Below are 15184 nucleotides of genomic sequence, written 5' to 3' on the forward strand. Positions count from 1 at the left end.
CGTGATCCCGCCGACGGGTGACCCCGCTCAGGCGACCGGGACCGCGAACTCCTCGAGCGCGGCGGCCAGGCTGCCGTCCACGCGGGCGGTGAGCCGGGTGCCGCCGCCTTCGTGCTGCTCGCTCAGCACCTCGCCGTCCCGGTGCACGCGCGAGACGAGGTCGCCCCGGTCGTACGGCACCAGCACGTCGACGTCGACGTCCGGGTGCGGGAGCCGGTCGGCGATGAGGGCGCGGAGCTCGTCCATGCCCAGTCCGGTGCGGGCCGAGACCCAGACCGCGCCGGGGAGCGCCTGCCGCAGGGCGAGGATGTCGTCGGCGTCCATGGCGTCGACCTTGTTGACCACGATGACCTCGGGCACCGAGGAGGCGTCGATCTCCTGGAGCACGACGTGCACCGCGTTGATCTGGCCGAGCGGGTCGGGGTCCGAGCCGTCGACGACGTGCAGCAGCAGATCCGCCGCGGCGACCTCCTCCAGCGTCGAGCGGAAGGCGTCGACCAGCTGGTGCGGCAGGTGCCGCACGAAGCCGACGGTGTCGGTGAGCGTGTACTCGCGTCCGTCCGGCCCCTGGGCCCGGCGGACGGTCGGGTCCAGCGTGGCGAACAGGGCGTTCTCCACCAGCACGCCGGCGCCGGTCAGCTGGTTGAGCAGGCTGGACTTGCCGGCGTTGGTGTACCCGGCGATGGCCACGCTCGGGGTGGCGTTGCGGTCGCGGCTGTTGCGCTGGGTGGCGCGGGCGGTCGCCATGCCGGCGATCTCGCGGCGCAGCTTGCTCACCCGCGACCGGATGCGCCGTCGGTCGGTCTCGATCTTGGTCTCACCCGGTCCGCGGGTACCGATACCGCCACCACCGGCGACGCGACCACCGGCCTGCCGGGACATCGACTCACCCCAGCCACGCAGCCGCGGCAGCATGTACTGCATCTGCGCCAGCTCGACCTGCGCCTTGCCCTCCCGGCTCGTGGCGTGCTGGGCGAAGATGTCCAGGATCAGCGCCGTCCGGTCCACGACCTTGACCTTGAGCACCTTCTCCAGCTGGTTGAGCTGGCCGGGGGTCAGCTCACCGTCGCAGATGACGGTGTCGGCGCCGGTCGCGGCGACGATGTCGCGGATCTCGGCGGCCTTGCCCGAGCCGACGTAGGTGGCGGCGTCGGGCTTGTCGCGCCGCTGGCTGACGGCCTCGAGCACCTCGGAGCCGGCCGTCTCGGCCAGCGCGGCGAGCTCGGCCAGCGAGCGGTCGGCGTCGACCTGCGTGCCCTCGGTCCACACGCCGACGAGGACGACGCGCTCGAGGCGCAGCTGCCGGTACTCGACCTCGGTGACGTCGGCGAGCTCGGTGGAGAGGCCGGCGACCCGTCGCAGCGCGCCACGGGCCTCGAGGGCGTAGGAGCCGGTCGTGTCGTCGGGCTCGTCCCACTGCTCGGCGGGGCGGTTCGAGGACGCGGCGGGCTTCTCGACGGGGGTCTGCGGGGCGGTCGTCATCGGGTCCAGCGTGGCACGGTCCTGCGCGCGGGTCACCTGAGTTGTCATCGCCGTGTGCAACGCACCGCCCGCCCGGATGCATCCCGGTCGGGACGACCGACCGTCAGCCGGCCAGCCACTCCGCGCACAGCTCGCCGGCCGACACCAGGACGGCGGGGCCGGTGAGCACCGTCGTCCCCGGTCCGACCTGCACCGACAGCCGCCCCCCGGGGACGTCGACGACGACGGTGCCCTCGGACCGCCCGGCGTCGACCAGCGCCGCGTAGGCGACCGCGCAGGCGCCGGTGCCGCACGAGCGGGTCTCCCCCACCCCGCGCTCGAAGACCCGCAGCCGCACGTGGGCGCCGGGCTCGAGCACGTTCACCAGCTCGACGTTCACGCCCTCGGGGAACAGCTGCGGGTCGAACCGCGGCGCGGCGGTGAGGTCCAGGGTGTCGACGTCGACGTCGGTGATCGCGGCCAGGTGCGGGTTGCCCATGGAGACGGCGAGACCGTCGAAGGTGCGCCCGTCGAGCTCCGCGCTGCCCCGGCCGAACTCGCGCGCCGGCCCCATGTCCACCCAGTAACCGCTGTCGGGCGCCGTCCCGACCCGGCGCGGGCCCCCGCGGGTGCCGACGAGCAGGCCGTCGTCGCACGCGCCGCGCGGGACGAGGCCCTCGCTGATCAGGGCGTGCAGGAAGAGCCGGATGCCGTTGCCGCACATCTCGGCGTACGAGCCGTCGGCGTTGCGGTGGTCCATGAACCACTCGCAGCGGCCCAGGTCCTCGCCGAGCACCGCGGGCGCGTCGGGCACGTGCGCGCTGCGGACCAGCCGCAGGACCCCGTCGCCGCCGAGCCCCGCGCGCCGCTCGCAGAGCCGCTGCACGAGCGCCTCGTCCAGCCGGTCCTCGGGCCACACGGTGCCGTCGGGGTCGGGCAGCACCACGAAGTCGTTCTGGGTGCCGTGCCCGATCAGCACGCGCGGCGAGGAGGTCACGGGTCGATCGTAGGCCCGGTGATCACCGTGACGGCTGCCTCGGCCAGGTCGGGGCGGGCGGCGTCCAGCCACGTCGTGCCGGCGTCGCGGCGGAACCAGGACCGCTGGCGGCGGACGAACCGGCGGGTGGCGATCACGGTCCGCTCGCGCGCCTCCTCGGCGGTCAGCGTGCCGTCGAACTGGGCGAGCACCTGCGCGTAGCCGATCGCGCGGGACGCCGTCGGCCCCTCGCGCAGCCCGAGCGCGTCGAGCGCCGCCACCTCGTCGACGAAGCCGGCCGTCCACATCCGGTCCACGCGCAGCGCGACCCGGTCGTCGAGCTCCCCCGCCTCGCGGTCCAGGCCGATGGTCACCGCGGGGTAGTGCGGGCGGGGCTCGGGCAGCTCGGCGCGGAAGGGGCCGCCGGTGAGCTCGATGACCTCCAGGGCGCGCACGATCCGTCGTCCGTTCGCGGGCAGCACGGCGGCCCCGGCCGCCGGGTCCAGCCGGGTCAGGCGGGCGTGCAGCGCCGCGGCCCCGGCGTCGGCGAGCTCGGCCTCCAGCCGCGCCCGGATCGCCGGGTCGGTGCCGGGGAAGTCCAGCTCGTCGAGCACCGCGCGCACGTAGAGGCCGGAGCCGCCGACGAGGAGCGGCACCGTCCCCGCCGCGCGCAGCCGGTCGATCTCGGCGCGGGCGCGCAGCCGGTACTCGGCGACCGACGCCGGCTCGCGGACGTCCCACAGGTCGAGCAGGTGGTGCGGCACCCCGCCCCGCTCGACCTCGTCGGGCTTCGCGGTGCCGATGTCCATGCCGCGGTAGAGCTGCATCGAGTCGGCGTTGACCACCTCGCCGCCGAGCCGCTGGGCGAGGGCGACGGCCAGCGCCGTCTTCCCGGTCGCGGTCGGCCCGACGACGGCGACCACCGGTGGCGGCGTCACGTCCGATGGTTCGCTCCCGCGGGGCGCTCCGCTCACGTCACCACCCAGTCGGCGACGAGGTAGCCCACCCCGAACGGGGCCGCGTCCAGGTGCAGCCGCGCTGTCACGTGCCGGCCCGCGAACGCCGCGCCGACCGCCCGCCAGGTGGGCACACCGGCGGCCAGCAGCCGCTCCCCCTCCTCGGGGTCCAGCGCCGCGAGGGCTGCGGCGTCCCCGGCGGCCAGGGCCGTGGCGACGGCGGCGTCGAACGGGCCGGCCGCCGGGTCGAGGTAGCCGGGCGCCTTGACGGTGCGACGCGCCGAGCCGTCGCCCATCGCGAGCACGCCGACGGGTGCGGGCAGGTCGCGGAGCAGCTGCGCCAGGTCGGCGGGTCCGACCCCCACCCGGGTGCCGGCGAAGCAGGCCTGGTCCAGCAGCCACCCGCCGACGGTGTGCGCCGTCGGCAGCCGGGAGCCGCCCGGCCGCACGCGGCCGTCGAACGGCAGCGTCGCGTCGACGCCGTAGCCGCGCAGGTCGCCGTGGTCGCCGGCGCCGAACCGCTCCCCCGACGGCACCCCGTCGCCGACGACGACCACCACCTCGGGACGCGACTCGAGCAGCCCGGTCACCGCGTCGGCGCAGGCGGCCCGGAGCGCCACCGTCCCGCCGTCGGCACGCCCCTCGACGACGGGGAGCAGCAGCGGAGGGCTCGGGCAGAAGGCGACGACGGCCGACGGCGGGGCCGTCCGGGCGGGCCGGTCGCCGGGGAGCGTGGTCACCGCAGCAGTGTCTCCGATGCGACGTGGGACACTGCCGGACGTGTCGAGCACGGACAACCCCGGCCCCGGGGTGCAGCAGGACTCTCCGCCGGTTGCGGAGACCCCAGAGACGACCGTCCCCGAGGCGGCGCCCGAGACCGGGAGCCCCGACGCGGTGACCCCCGCGGCCGGGACGCCGGAGGCGCCGACCCCCGCGGACGCCGCCCTCGCCGACCCCACGGAGGACGCGCCGGGAACCGCGGCTGCGGAAGGGGATGCGGCGGCCCCGACCCCGGCCCCCGCCCCGGTCCCGGCCCCCGCGCCGGTCCCGGCTCCCGGACCCGGCCCGCGGCCGAAGGGGAAGGCCCCCACTCCCGCCGCCCCCACGCCGCCGGTCGAGGCCGTCGTGAGCGACCCCACGCTGTGGGGCCGGGTCGACGACGAGGGCACCGTCTACGTCCGCACCGCCGAGGGCGAGCGGGCCGTGGGTTCCTGGCAGGCCGGCGACGCCGAGGCGGGGCTGGCCCACTACGGCCGCCGCTACGACGACATCGCCACCGAGGTCGCGCTGCTGGAGGCGCGTCTCAAGGCGCACACCGGCAACCCCGGCGAGATCAAGACCAAGGCCCAGCAGCTGGCCGAGTCGATCCCCACCGCCGCCGCCGTCGGCGACCTCGACGGGCTCGCCGCCCGGGCGCGCGCCATGGTCGAGACCGCGGAGTCGGCCACCGCCGAGTTCCGCGCGGAGAAGGCCGCCGCCCGTGCCGCGCAGATCGCGCGCAAGGAGGCGCTGGCCGCCGAGGCGGAGCAGATCGCCGCGGAGTCGACGTCCTGGAAGGCCGCCGGCGACCGCCTCAAGGCCATCGTCGAGGAGTGGAAGACGATCCGCGGGATCGACCGCAAGACCGACGAGGCGCTGTGGACGCGGTTCGCCGCCGCCCGCGACGCCTTCGGTCGCCGCCGCGGCACCCACTTCGCCCAGCTCGACGCCCAGCGTGGTGAGACCCGCGCCGCCAAGCAGGAGCTCATCAAGGAGGCGCAGCGCCTCGCGACCTCCACCGACTGGGGCGCCACCAGCGCCGCCATGCGCTCGCTGATGGACCGCTGGAAGGCCGTGCCCCGCACCGGCCGCGAGGGCGACGACGACCTCTGGAAGGAGTTCCGCGCCGCCCAGGACGTCTTCTTCTCCGCCCGCGCCGAGCAGGACAAGGTGCGCGACGCCGAGCAGGTGGCCAACCAGCAGGCGAAGGAGGAGCTGCTCGCGGAGGCCGAGAAGCTCGACCCGTCCAAGGACCTGCGGGGCGCCCAGAACGCGCTGCGCAAGATCCAGGAGCGCTACGACGCCATCGGGCACGTGCCGCGCACCGTCATGCGCCAGCTCGAGGACCGGATGCAGGCCGTCGAGCAGAAGGTGCGCGGCGCCGCCGACGCCGGCCGGGTCCGCACCGCCCCGGAGAACCCGATGGTGACCTCGATGCGGGCCGCGGTGGCCAAGGCCGAGGAGCAGCTGGCCAAGGCCGAGGCCGCCGGCGACCAGCGGCGGATCGACGAGGCGAAGGCCAACCTGGCCACCCGCCAGGAGTGGCTGGCCGAGGCGGAGAAGTCCGCCCGCCGCTGACCCGCGAACAGCGGAAAGGCCCCCGTCCGGTCCGGACGGGGGCCTTTCTGCTGCTCAGCAGCCGGTGACCGCCGGCAACGGCTCGGGGATCCCGATCCGCGGCATCCCCAGCGAGACACCGGGCGTCGTCGGCCTCGTACCGGTCTCGCTCGCGTCACCGGCGCGGGTGCGCCGGTGCGACAGCAGGGCGCCGTCGGCGATGAGGTGGTGCGGCGCGGCCTCGGTGACCACGGTCTCGACGACGTCGCCGGGCCGGACGCCGTGCGCGTGGGTGAAGTGCACGAGCCGGCCGTCGCGGGAGCGGCCGGAGAGCCGGCCGCGCTGCGCGTCCTTGCTGCCCTCCCCCGCGGCCACGAGCAGCTCCACCTTCCGGCCGATCTGCGCGCGGTTCTCGTCCCAGCTGATCTCGTCCTGCAGGGCGGTCAGGCGCAGGTAGCGCTCCTGCACGACCTCCTTGGGCAGCTGGCCGTCCATCTCGGCGGCCGGCGTCCCGGGGCGCTTGGAGTACTGGAAGGTGAAGGCGCTGGCGAACCGCGCCCGCCGGACCACCTCGAGGGTCTGCTCGAAGTCGGCCTCGGTCTCCCCGGGGAAGCCCACGATGATGTCGGTGGTGATCGCGGCGTCGGGCATCGCGGCCCGCACCCGGTCGATGATCCCGAGGTAGCGGTCCTGCCGGTAGCCGCGGCGCATGCGCCGCAGCACGTCGTCGGACCCGCTCTGCAGCGGCATGTGCAGCTGGTGGCACACCGCCGGGGTCTCGGCCATCGCCTCGATCACGTCGTCGGTGAACTCGCGCGGGTGCGGGCTGGTGAAGCGCACCCGCTCCAGCCCCTCGATCGCACCCGTCGCCCGCAGCAGGTCGGCGAAGGCCCCGCGGTCACGGAACTCCACGCCGTAGGCGTTGACGTTCTGGCCGAGCAGGGTCACCTCGAGCACGCCCTGGTCCACCAGCGCCTGCACCTCGGCGAGGATCTCGCCGGGCCGGCGGTCCTTCTCCTTGCCGCGCAGCGCCGGGACGATGCAGAACGTGCAGGTGTTGTTGCAGCCGACGCTGATGGACACCCAGCCGGAGTGGGCGGAGTCCCGCTTCGCCGGGAGCGTGGAGGGGAAGACCTCGAGGGACTCGACGATCTCGACCTGGGCCTCGGCGTTGTGCCGGGCGCGCTCGAGCAGGGCCGGCAGCGAGCCCACGTTGTGGGTGCCGAAGACGACGTCCACCCACGGCGCGCGCCGCACGATCTCCCCGCGGTCCTTCTGCGCCAGGCAGCCGCCGACGGCGACCTGCATCCCCGGCCGCGCGTCCTTGACCGGCCGCAGGTGGCCGAGATTGCCGTACAGGCGGTTGTCGGCGTTCTCGCGGACGGCGCAGGTGTTCAGGACGACGACGTCGGCGTCGTCCCCCTCCGCCGCGGCGGTGTAGCCGGCCGCTTCCAGCAGGCCGGACAGGCGCTCGGAGTCGTGCACGTTCATCTGGCACCCGTACGTGCGCACGCGGTAGGTGCGCGGGGCTGCCTCAAGCTCGGTTCCCATGACGACGTCGAGGGTACGGCGCGGCCTTCGTTCACCCGTCCGATCGGTAACGGCGGGTTCGTTACGCCTTCGTGATCCCACCGTGCGGGATCCGCGACGATCCGCCCTTAGGGTCACCCGGGTGACCAGCCGTACGAACGGAGAGCCTCTCGTCCGCCTGGCCGGCGTCAACAAGTGGTTCGGCGAACTGCACGTCCTGCAGGACATCGACCTCGCGATCGACCGCGGCGAGGTCGTGGTCGTCATCGGGCCGTCCGGCTCGGGCAAGTCGACGCTGTGCCGCACGATCAACCGGCTCGAGGCGATCGACAAGGGCGAGATCACCATCGACGGCCAGCGGCTGCCCGAGGAGGGCAAGGAGCTGGCCCGCCTGCGCAGCGACGTCGGCATGGTGTTCCAGAGCTTCAACCTCTTCGCGCACAAGACGATCCTCGAGAACGTCATGCTCGGCCCGATCAAGGTGCGCAAGCAGTCGAAGGGCGACGCCCAGAAGCGGGCCCGCGAACTGCTCGACCGCGTGGGCGTCGGGGCGCAGGCCGACAAGTACCCGGCACAGCTCTCCGGTGGCCAGCAGCAGCGCGTCGCGATCGCCCGCGCGCTGGCGATGGACCCCAAGGTGATGCTCTTCGACGAGCCCACCTCGGCGCTCGACCCCGAGATGATCAACGAGGTCCTCGACGTGATGACCTCGCTGGCCCGCGACGGCATGACGATGATCGTCGTCACGCACGAGATGGGCTTCGCCCGCCGTGCGGCCAACCGGGTCGTCTTCATGGACGGCGGCCGCATCGTCGAGTCCGCCGAGCCCGAGACCTTCTTCACCAACCCGACGTCGGATCGGGCCAAGGACTTCCTGTCCAAGATCCTCAACCACTGACCCTGAAGGGATCACCCATGCGCATCACCCGTTACGCCGCCGGCATCGCCGCCGCCGGCCTGCTGCTGGCCGGCTGTGCCAGCGAGGCCGGCAACCAGGCCCAGGACGACGCCGAGGAGACCACGGCCCAGGTCGAGGAGGTCGAGTTCCCCGAGGGTTCGACCATGGCCGAGATCGTCGAGGCCGGTGAGCTCCGCGTCGGCACCAAGATCGACCAGCCCGGATTCGGCCTGGCCAACACCGCCGGCGACCCCGAGGGCTTCGACGTCGAGATGGCGAAGCTGATCGCGTCGAAGATGGGCCTCACCGAGGACCAGATCACCTTCACCGAGACGGTGTCGGCCAACCGCGAGCCCTTCCTGCAGGAGGGCCGGGTGGACATGGTCGTGGCCACCTACACGATCAACGACAAGCGCAAGGAACTGATCGACTTCGCCGGGCCGTACTACGTGGCCGGGCAGGACATCATGGTCGCCGCCGGCAACCCGGAGAACATCGAGGGCCCCGAGGACCTGGCCGGCAAGACCGTCTGCTCGGTCGAGGGCTCGACCCCGGCGGAGAACATCCGCACCAGCTACCCCGAGGCCGAGCTGGTCCTCTACGACGCCTACTCCAAGTGCGCCGACGACCTGCGCAACGGCAACGTGGACGCCGTCACGACCGACAACGTCATCCTGACCGGCTTCGTCGCCGGTGCGCCGGACGCCTTCGAGCTGGTCGGCAACCCGTTCACCGAGGAGCCCTACGGCATCGGCGTCCCCAAGGGCCAGGACGACTTCCGCGACTTCATCAACGACGTGCTCGAGGAGTCCTTCGAGGACGGCACCTGGGCCGAGGCCTGGGACAGCACGGCGGGCGCGATCACCGGCCAGGAGGCTCCCGAGCCGCCGGCGGTCAACCGCTACTGATCCCGCGCAGCTGACGGCGGGGGTGGCCGGTTCCGGTCGCCCCCGCCGTCACGCACGTCACCCGCACACGAACCGGACGAGGAGCACCCGAGGAGCGCCATGGAGTTCCTGAGCGAGAACTGGGGACTGATCCAGTCCGCCTTCCTCACCACCTTGTCCCTGGCGGTGGTCAGCGGCATCTGCGCCCTGCTGCTGGGCACGGTGCTGGCCGCGATGCGGGTCAGCCCCATCCCGGCCCTGCGCGGCCTCGCCACGTTCTACGTCGAGATCTTCCGCAACACCCCGCTCACGGTGGTGTTCTTCTTCCTGGTCTTCGGCCTGGTCTACGTCGACGTGCAGTTCCCGAGCCGGTTCATCGCGGCGGTGGCGGCGCTGGCGCTGTACACCGCGGCGTTCGTCTGCGAGGCGCTGCGGTCCGGGATCAACGCCGTGCCGGCCGGGCAGGCCGAGGCCGCCCGCGCGCTCGGCCTGGACTTCCGGCAGAGCCTGACGACGGTCGTGCTCCCCCAGGCCTTCCGCACCGTGGTCCCGCCGCTGGGCAACGTGTGGATCGCCCTGGCGAAGAACACCTCGATCGCCGCGGGCTTCGCCGTCACCGACCTCACCGCTCTCCTGCAGCGATTGGCCAACGCCAACGCCGACCAGCTGCTCCTGGTCTTCGCCGCCGTGGTCCTCGGCTACCTGGTGATCACGCTGCCCTCCGCCTACGGCATCAGCGTGCTCGAGCGCCGGCTGGCGATCGTCCGATGAGCGCGTCGGTCCTCTTCGACGTCCCCGGCCCCCGCGGCCGGCGGCGGCAGCGCATCGGCAGCGTCGTCGGCGCCCTGGTGGTGCTGGCCCTGGTGGGCCTGGCCGCCTGGCGGCTGGGCGCCAACGGGCAGCTGGACCCGAGCCGGTGGGCGATCCTCTTCGACGCCCGCACCAACGTGCCGCAGCGGCTGCTCGAAGCACTGCTCAACACCCTCGAGGTGGCCGCCGTCGGCATGGTCGCCGCGACGGTCCTCGGCGCCTTCCTGGCGGTCGGCCGGCTCTCCGACCACGCCTGGGTCCGCATTCCGGTGGCCGCGGTCATCGAGTTCTTCCGCGCCGTCCCGCTGCTCGTGCTGATCCTGTTCTGCTTCCTCTTCCTGCCGCGCACCGGGATCTCGATCAGCGCGTTCGGAGCGCTGGCGCTCGGCCTGACGCTCTACAACATGGCCGTGCTGGCCGAGATCATCCGCGCCGGCATCCTGTCGGTGGACCGCGGCCAGAGCGAGGCCGCGTACGCGGTGGGCATGCGCAAGTGGCAGGTGATGACCTTCATCCTCGTGCCGCAGGCGGTGCGCCGGATGCTGCCGGTGCTCATCGCCCAGCTCGTCGTCCTGCTCAAGGACAGCTCGCTCGGCTTCATCGTCGGGTACCTGGAGCTCCTCCGGACCGCACGCAGCCTGGTGGAGACGCTGAACTTCCAGTTCGGGCCGATCTACACCTTCCAGCTCTACGTCGCCGCGGCGGTCGTCTACATCCTCGTGAACCTGCTCCTGTCCTGGCTGGCCCGGGTCGTGGAGCGGCGCACCGGTCGCAGCACGAAGGCCGCGGCCACGACGGAAGCGAAGCTGCCCGCCGACGTCCAGATGGGCGGGGGCGGCGGCACCGTCTGACCGGGCCCGCGGTCCCCTCCGACTCAGCCGTCCCATCCGGGCGCGCCGGTCGGGAGGGACCGCGGTCGGTGGCGAGACTCGTCGTCACGATGGAGACGACGCACACGGCGGGACGCCGCATCTTGCCCCCGGTCCCCCGGACCGCTGTCGAGGCGGTTCCCGGGCGGGACCTCGAGCCGGCCATCGACCTTCCCGCCGGCACCACCCTGGGCGGCACGGCGCTCGTCGACGCCGGGCAGCAGTTCGTCACCCGGCTGCGCGCCGCCGCTCCGACCCTGGCCGCGGCGGCCGGCGCCCGCAGCGCCGTCGTGCGCGAGGTCGTCCCGCCGGCCCGGCACCGCCGCGCGCGCTGCCGGCTGGTGCTGCGCTTCGCCGACGGCGTCGAGACCGACCGGACCTTCCTCGGGGAGCGCCGTCGCCCGGGGACGACGGACCCGAACGCCCTGGACGCCGACGTGGCCGACTGGCTGCGCGCGGGCTCCCCGCAGGAGCCGGCCTGGCTCATCGCCGACGCCGACGCACCCGACGGGGTCGCCGTGGACATCACGGCCTGGCTCGCTCGCGCGTGAGCCCCGCCCGCAGTCAGGAGACGAACGACATGGCAACCGGTCCGGTGGCGCCTCGGGACAGCGCTCGAGGCGCGCGCGGCCTCGGCGCCGCCCTGGTGAGCGGTCTCGTCGTCGCCTACCCGCTGGCGTGGATGGCGAGCATCGCCCATGCGGAGTTCAGCGGTTGCTGGCTGAGCTGCGGAGGCGACCCGCGGCCCGCCTCCGGGCTCGCCTGGTCGGTGGTCGTGGCAGTGCTGCTGGCCGTCCCGCTCGCGTCAGGTCTGGCCGTCGCGCGCGTGCGGTCGTGGGGAGCCTGGACCGTCGGCGTGCTGCTCGTGCTCGGCACCACCGCGGCATGGGCAGCCTTCTCGCTCGCCCCGGGCAACGCCGACTTCTTCGTGGGCCTCGGCGGCTGATCGCGCTCGCCGGTCAGGGCAGCGCGCTCTCCTCGTCGAACTCCGGGAACGCCTCGTCCCCCTCATCGGCGACGTCGGCCTCGTCGAGCACCTCGCGGACGACGGCCGCAGCCAGGCCCCCGTTGTAGCCCTTGCGGGCGAGCATCCCCATGAGCCGCCGGGTCGCGGTGGCCCGGTCGAGCCTGCTCATGGAGCCGGCCCGCCGCTCGACGAGCTTCCGGGCAGCCGCGCGCTCGTCGTCGTCGTCGACCTGCTCGACCGCTTCGGCGGCCACCTCAGGGTCGACGCCCTTGGCCCGGAGCTCGGAGGAGAGCGCCCGCCGGGCCAGGCCACGGCCGGCCTGGCGGCTGCTCACCCAGGCGCGGGCGAAGGCCGCGTCGTCGATCAGCCCGACCTCGGTGAACCGGTCGAGCACGGCGGTCGCGGCGTCCTCGGGGATGTCGCGGCTCTCCAGCAGCTCGGCGAGCTGCTGACGCGTCTTGGGCGCCCCGGTCAGGGCCCGCAGGCAGAGCCCGCGGGCCACCGACTCGGGGTCCTCGACGGTCCCGGTGGCGACGTCCGAGGTCAGGGGATCGTCGCCACCGGAGGGCCGCTTCCGCCGGCCGCCCCCGAAGCCTCCGGGGGCACGCCGACGGTTCTGCGGACGGTCGTCCACCCGCGACTCAGAAGTCGGGGGCGTCGACCGGCGCCGGGGCGTCCAGCGTGGCGCCGATGCCCAGCTTCTCCTTGACCCGCTTCTCGATCTCGTCGGCGAGGTCCGGGTTGTCCTTCAGGAAGTTGCGGACGTTCTCCTTGCCCTGACCGAGCTGGTCGCCCTCGTACGTGTACCAGGCGCCGGACTTCTTCACGATGCCCTGCTCGACACCGGCGTCGACGATGCCACCCTCGCGGCTGAAGCCCTGACCCCAGAGGATGTCGAGCTCGGCCTGCTTGAACGGCGCGGCCACCTTGTTCTTGACGACCTTGATGCGGGTGCGGCTGCCGATCGCGTCGGTGCCCTGCTTGAGGGTCTCGATGCGGCGGACGTCGAGACGGACCGAGGAGTAGAACTTCAGCGCGCGACCACCGGTGGTGACCTCGGGCGAGCCGTAGACGACGCCCACCTTCTCGCGCAGCTGGTTGATGAAGATCGCCGTCGTCCCGGAGTTGTTCAGCGCACCGGTGATCTTGCGCAGCGCCTGGCTCATCAGGCGGGCCTGCAGACCGACGTGGCTGTCACCCATCTCGCCCTCGATCTCGGCGCGGGGCACGAGGGCCGCCACGGAGTCGATGACGATGATGTCGAGCGCGCCGGACCGGATCAGCATGTCGGCGATCTCCAGCGCCTGCTCACCGGTGTCGGGCTGGCTGACCAGCAGCGCGTCGGTGTCGACGCCGATCGCCCGGGCGTACTCGGGGTCGAGCGCGTGCTCCGCGTCGATGAAGGCGGCGATGCCGCCGTTGGCCTGGGCGTTGGCGACCGCGTGCAGGGCGACGGTCGTCTTACCGGAGGACTCCGGGCCGTAGACCTCGATGACGCGACCGCGCGGCAGGCCACCGATGCCCAGCGCGATGTCGAGGGCGATCGAACCGGTCGGGATGACCTTGATCGGCTGCGCGGCGTTGTCGCCCAGGCGCATGACCGAGCCCTTGCCGAACTGCTTGTCGATCTGGGCGAGGGCCATGTCGAGGGCCTTGTCGCGGTCGAGCGTTGCTGCCATGGTGCGTCACCTTCGGTTCACGGGAAGCGGGTCGGGTCCGACGCTAGGGCGAGGCACCGACAGTTTTCGGATTCCGGGCGGCCTGTGGAGCAACGGTCGCCCTGTGGACGCCACAGTAGGCCGAACACGTGTTCGATCGCCAGGCCGACACGCCACGAGTCACAGCAGCACCACGCGGACCCCGCCGCGGGGAGCTCAGCGGTCCCGGGGCGGCACGTCGTAGGCGTCGCAGATGGCCAGCCAGACCTTGCGGACCGGCACGCCCTTGTCGATCGCGTCGAGCGCGGTGCGCCCGCCGAGGACGGAGAACACGTGGTCGCGGGCGACCGTCTGCGCGCGCATCGACCCGAACTGCTCGTCGAGACGGGACCAGAACTCCTGCAGGCGCACGCACCGACGCTAACCCGTGCCCCGTGGGGACGTCCTAGGCTGCCGGCATGATCCCGGGCACCGGTTCGTCGACCCTCGACCTCGTGCTGGAGATCGGCATCGTGCTGGCGCTGGTGGTCACCCTCGTCGTGCTGATCCGCAACTACCGCGGGCGCTGAGCCCACCAGCTCCTCAGCAGCACGACGGCCAGCGGCAGGACGAGCACCGCCGAGACGACCGACACCAGCCCGAAGCCGCCCCAGGCGAGCAGCGGCCCGCCCACCACACCGGCGAGCGCGGCGCCCACCCCCATGAGCAGGTCGGTGCCGCCCTGCGCCGTCGGCCGCAGGTCCGGGCCGACGGAGGCCGTGACCAGCGCCGATCCGGCGACCAGGCCGCAGGACCAGCCCACGCCGAGCAGCAGGAGACCGGTCGCGAGCTGGACGGAGTCGGCGGGTCCGGCCGTGCCCGCGACGGCCGCGGCGGCGAGCAGGAGGAGCCCGCCCAGGCCGACGACGGCAGGAGCGCCCACGCGGTCGGCGAGCAGGCCGACCAGCGGGGAGAACAGGTACATGCCGGCCACGTGGATGCTGATGACCAGCCCGACGAGCCGCAGGACGCCGTCGGCGTCGCCACCCGCATGCCCCATGTGCACCGGCGTCATGACCATGACCCCGACCATCACCGAGTGGGCGACGACCACGGCCACGAGCCCGACCGGGCCGTGGGGTGCCGCCCACACGGCACGCAGGGCGGCACCGGTGGCCCGGCGTGGTCGCGGGCCGGCCGGTCCACCGCCCAGCCGACGGGCGAGCAGCAGCGGGTCGGGCCGCAGCAGCAGGAGGAAGCCGGCCGCCACCACCGCGAAGACGACGGCGGAGACGACGAAGACCCCGCCCAGCGCGGGCAGGCCCAGCGACTCCCCCAGCACCGCGCCGGGCGGGGCGAGGTTGGGCCCGACGACCGAGCCGAGGGTGGTCGCCCAGACGACGAGCGAGAGATCGCGCCCGCGCCGCTCGGGTGCCGCCAGGTCCGCGGCGGCGTAGCGGGACTGCAGCCCGCAGGCGGTGGAGGCACCGAAGAGGAAGAGGCCGACGAGCAGCAGCGGCAGCGAGGACGCGGCAGCAGCGGCCACCGTGACTACCGCGCCCACGACGCTGATCCCGTAGCCGACGGCCAGCCCGGCGCGGCGGCCCGCCGAGTCGCTGATCCGGGCCAGCGGGACGGCGAGCACGGCGGCACCGAGCACACCCGCCGTCTGCCCCAGGCCGGAGGCTGCGTCGGTGCCGGCGACGTCGCGCGCCAGCAGTCCCCCCGCGGTGATCCCGACCGTGACGCCCAGCCCGGCCAGCGCCACCCCGCCCCCGAGGACGCCGAGGGTGCGCCGCTGGACCCGCGCGACGTCGGGGACGGTCAGGTCCTGCTGCAGCGGTGGCACGCGCGCATCCTCTCCCCGACCGGGTGTT

General features: G+C 73.7%; 16 protein-coding genes. 7 read left to right on the top strand and 9 right to left on the bottom strand.

Annotated features, from left to right (window positions below; all coding sequences use genetic code 11):
- Positions 1-27: 27 nt before the first annotated feature.
- The 4 genes from hflX to DQ244_RS16770 all read right to left on the bottom strand — a co-directional run bounded on the left by hflX (position 28) and on the right by DQ244_RS16770 (position 4133).
- Positions 28-1482 carry a GTPase HflX gene (hflX, locus tag DQ244_RS16755; protein WP_233491677.1) on the bottom strand — a complete coding sequence of 485 codons (1455 nt, stop codon included), beginning with the start codon at positions 1480-1482 and terminating at the stop codon, positions 28-30.
- A gap of 103 nt (positions 1483-1585) precedes the next feature.
- Positions 1586-2458 (bottom strand): diaminopimelate epimerase, encoded by an 873-nt coding sequence (gene dapF, locus DQ244_RS16760; protein ID WP_113812628.1) that lies wholly within the window; start codon positions 2456-2458, stop codon positions 1586-1588.
- The gene (gene miaA / locus DQ244_RS16765) at positions 2455-3375 is read right to left on the bottom strand and encodes a tRNA (adenosine(37)-N6)-dimethylallyltransferase MiaA (RefSeq protein WP_113812629.1); all 921 of its coding nucleotides are present in this window, start codon (positions 3373-3375) and stop codon (positions 2455-2457) included. Before miaA ends, dapF begins: the two co-directional genes overlap by 4 nt.
- A gap of 32 nt (positions 3376-3407) precedes the next feature.
- Positions 3408-4133 (bottom strand): hypothetical protein, encoded by a 726-nt coding sequence (locus DQ244_RS16770; protein ID WP_113812630.1) that lies wholly within the window; start codon positions 4131-4133, stop codon positions 3408-3410.
- 40 nt (positions 4134-4173) lie between these two features.
- Here DQ244_RS16770 and DQ244_RS16775 point away from each other — a divergent pair, with 40 nt between their 5' ends.
- Positions 4174-5730 carry a DUF349 domain-containing protein gene (locus DQ244_RS16775; protein ID WP_113812631.1) on the top strand — a complete coding sequence of 519 codons (1557 nt, stop codon included), beginning with the start codon at positions 4174-4176 and terminating at the stop codon, positions 5728-5730.
- 54 nt (positions 5731-5784) lie between these two features.
- On the opposite strand, the gene miaB is transcribed toward DQ244_RS16775, so the two are convergent.
- A complete protein-coding gene (gene miaB / locus DQ244_RS16780) occupies positions 5785-7260 on the bottom strand; it encodes a tRNA (N6-isopentenyl adenosine(37)-C2)-methylthiotransferase MiaB (RefSeq protein WP_113812632.1) in 1476 nt (491 codons plus the stop codon).
- Positions 7261-7381: 121 nt separating this feature from the next.
- Between miaB and DQ244_RS16785 the strand changes: the two genes are divergently transcribed.
- The 6 genes from DQ244_RS16785 to DQ244_RS16810 all read left to right on the top strand — a co-directional run bounded on the left by DQ244_RS16785 (position 7382) and on the right by DQ244_RS16810 (position 11649).
- Positions 7382-8137, top strand: coding sequence for an amino acid ABC transporter ATP-binding protein (locus tag DQ244_RS16785; protein ID WP_113812633.1), 756 nt, complete (start codon positions 7382-7384; stop codon positions 8135-8137).
- A 17-nt stretch (positions 8138-8154) separates the two neighbouring features.
- The gene (locus DQ244_RS16790; protein ID WP_113812634.1) at positions 8155-9045 is read left to right on the top strand and encodes a glutamate ABC transporter substrate-binding protein; all 891 of its coding nucleotides are present in this window, start codon (positions 8155-8157) and stop codon (positions 9043-9045) included.
- A 99-nt stretch (positions 9046-9144) separates the two neighbouring features.
- On the top strand, positions 9145-9795 hold the full coding sequence (locus tag DQ244_RS16795; RefSeq protein WP_113812635.1) for an amino acid ABC transporter permease: 651 nt from the start codon (positions 9145-9147) through the stop codon (positions 9793-9795).
- On the top strand, positions 9792-10685 hold the full coding sequence (locus tag DQ244_RS16800; RefSeq protein WP_113812636.1) for an amino acid ABC transporter permease: 894 nt from the start codon (positions 9792-9794) through the stop codon (positions 10683-10685). The genes DQ244_RS16795 and DQ244_RS16800 overlap by 4 nt, the downstream gene beginning before the upstream one ends.
- A gap of 68 nt (positions 10686-10753) precedes the next feature.
- Positions 10754-11254, top strand: a complete 501-nt coding sequence (locus DQ244_RS16805; protein WP_147251553.1) for a hypothetical protein — start codon at positions 10754-10756, stop codon at positions 11252-11254.
- 29 nt (positions 11255-11283) lie between these two features.
- On the top strand, positions 11284-11649 hold the full coding sequence (locus tag DQ244_RS16810) for a hypothetical protein (RefSeq protein WP_113812638.1): 366 nt from the start codon (positions 11284-11286) through the stop codon (positions 11647-11649).
- Positions 11650-11662: 13 nt separating this feature from the next.
- On the opposite strand, the gene DQ244_RS16815 is transcribed toward DQ244_RS16810, so the two are convergent.
- From DQ244_RS16815 to DQ244_RS16830, 4 genes are all read right to left on the bottom strand, one after another.
- Entirely contained in the window at positions 11663-12304 is a 642-nt protein-coding gene (locus tag DQ244_RS16815; protein ID WP_113812639.1) for a regulatory protein RecX, read from the bottom strand.
- Positions 12305-12311: 7 nt separating this feature from the next.
- Entirely contained in the window at positions 12312-13349 is a 1038-nt protein-coding gene (recA, locus tag DQ244_RS16820; protein ID WP_113812640.1) for a recombinase RecA, read from the bottom strand.
- Between the two features lie 195 nt (positions 13350-13544).
- Positions 13545-13739: a DUF3046 domain-containing protein gene (locus DQ244_RS16825; protein WP_113812641.1), complete on the bottom strand. Its 195-nt coding sequence runs from the start codon at positions 13737-13739 to the stop codon at positions 13545-13547.
- Positions 13740-13881: 142 nt separating this feature from the next.
- A complete protein-coding gene (locus DQ244_RS16830; protein WP_233491678.1) occupies positions 13882-15156 on the bottom strand; it encodes an MFS transporter in 1275 nt (424 codons plus the stop codon).
- Positions 15157-15184 lie beyond the last annotated feature (28 nt).

The organism is Blastococcus sp. TBT05-19 (assembly GCF_003319095.1).
Classification (GTDB): domain Bacteria; phylum Actinomycetota; class Actinomycetes; order Mycobacteriales; family Geodermatophilaceae; genus Blastococcus.